1 protein-coding gene is annotated in these 1,187 nt (G+C 64.0%); it reads left to right on the top strand.

What is annotated here, in order from left to right:
• On the top strand, window positions 1–1,149 hold a 1,149-nt coding region (locus tag QWJ41_RS20730), incomplete at its 5' end, for an IS110 family RNA-guided transposase (RefSeq protein WP_302710367.1).
• Between the last annotated feature and the right edge of the window lie 38 nt (window positions 1,150–1,187).

Here is a 1,187-nt window from a genome sequence, read left to right as displayed (position 1 = left end):
CGCATCAGCGAGGTCGTCACCACGTGGGGGTCGATGACCAACACCATCCTGGCGTTGCGTGAGCACCTGATCGAGCAGCAGGTCACGTTGGTGCTCATGGAAGCCACCAGCGACTACTGGAAGCCCTACTACTACTTGCTGGAGGACCTGCCGGGCTGCGAGGTGATGCTGGTCAACGCCCGACACGTCAAGAACGTGCCCGGCCGCAAGACCGACGTCAACGACGCGACCTGGCTGGCCCAGCTCGGAGCTCATGGTCTGGTCCGACCCTCGTTTGTCCCTCCACCGGCGATCCGTGAGCTGCGCGACCTGACCCGCACCCGCAGCGCAGTGACCCGCGAACGCTCTCGCGAGGTGCTGCGCATGGAGAAGCTCCTCGAAGGAGCTGGCATCAAGTTGTCCTCGGTGGCATCCGATCTCACCGGAGTCTCTGCACGAGCAATGCTGAACGCTCTGTGCGCTGGCGAACGCAACCCTGAGGTCCTGGCCGACCTCGCGCACTGGTCAATGCGGGGCAAGAGCGGCGAGCTGATCGAGGCGCTGACCGGGCGCTTCAGCGACCACCACAGCTTCCTGGTCCGCGCCCACTTCGACCTCATCGACAAACACGACCAAGTGATCAGCGAGATCACCGAGCGGATCGAGGTGATGATCGAACCCTTTCGCGACGCCCGGACCCTGATCTCATCGATCCCCGGCATCAGCAACCGAGTCGCCGAAGTCATCATCGCCGAGACCGGCGCCGACATGTCCCGCTTCCCCAGCCCCGCACACCTGGCCTCCTGGGCAGGAGTCTGCCCGGGCAACAACGAGTCGGCTGGAGTGGTGAAGGCCAGCAAGACCACCCACGGCAACGCCCACCTCAAAGGCGCCCTGGGCATCGCCGCATTCGCCGCATCCCAGACCAAGAACACCTACCTAGCCGCCAAGTACCGACGCATCGCAGCACGTCGCGGCAAGAAACGAGCAGGCGTTGCGCTGCAGCACGACATGCTCAACGCGATCTGGCACATGCTCCAGACCGGAGAGCTCTACAACGACCCCGGCGCCGACTTCTTCACCACCCTGCGCCCTGAGCGCACCAAAGGCCGCGCCCTGCACCAGCTCGAACAACTCGGCTACACCGTCACCCTGGAGAAAGCCAGCTAACCCCGGCCAACTGTTTATCTTCGTATCAGACGGTTGCT

It is taken from the genome of Nocardioides cremeus, assembly GCF_030518195.1.
Lineage (GTDB): Bacteria > Actinomycetota > Actinomycetes > Propionibacteriales > Nocardioidaceae > Nocardioides > Nocardioides cremeus.
The sequence above is the reverse complement of the archived record's forward strand: the minus strand, read 5'-3'. Positions and strand labels throughout refer to the sequence as shown.